The sequence below is a fragment of the Halorubrum sp. Atlit-28R genome (genome assembly GCF_003665955.1).
In the GTDB taxonomy this organism is placed as follows: domain Archaea; phylum Halobacteriota; class Halobacteria; order Halobacteriales; family Haloferacaceae; genus Halorubrum; species Halorubrum tropicale.
This window is the reverse complement of record NZ_QPLS01000305.1, coordinates 1-432: the sequence shown is the minus strand read 5'-3', so window position 1 is coordinate 432 and position 432 is coordinate 1. Positions and strand designations below refer to the sequence as shown.

General features: G+C 62.0%; 1 protein-coding gene. It reads left to right on the top strand.

Annotation, left to right across the window (positions count from 1 at the left end; all coding sequences use genetic code 11):
- Window positions 1-432: 3-hydroxyacyl-CoA dehydrogenase family protein (locus DVK06_RS18035; RefSeq protein ID WP_233561833.1), on the top strand; the 432-nt coding region annotated here is incomplete at both ends.

The window sequence follows — 432 nt, the reverse complement described above, 5'->3', positions numbered from 1 at the left end:
TGTCGAGAACATGGACATCAAACGCGACATCTTCGCGGACCTCGACGAAATCGTCCCCGAAGGCGTCGTTCTCGCGACGAACACGAGCACCCTCTCGATTACGACTATCGCGGCCGCGACGGACCGACCCGAACTGGTCGTCGGGCTTCACTTCATGAACCCCGTCCCCATCATGAAGGGCGTCGAAGTCGTCCGCGGCGAGAAGACCGACCCCGAAGTCGTCGAGTTTGCCCACGAGTTCTCCGAAGACCTCGGCAAGGAGACGTGGGAATCCGACGACAAACCCGGGTTCGTCACCAACCGCATTCTCATGCCGTGGCTCAACGAGGGTATCCGCGCCTACGACGAAGGCGTCGCCTCGAAGGAGGATATCGACCGAGGCATGACCCTCGGTACGAACGTCCCGATGGGCCCGCTCACCCTCGCCGACCA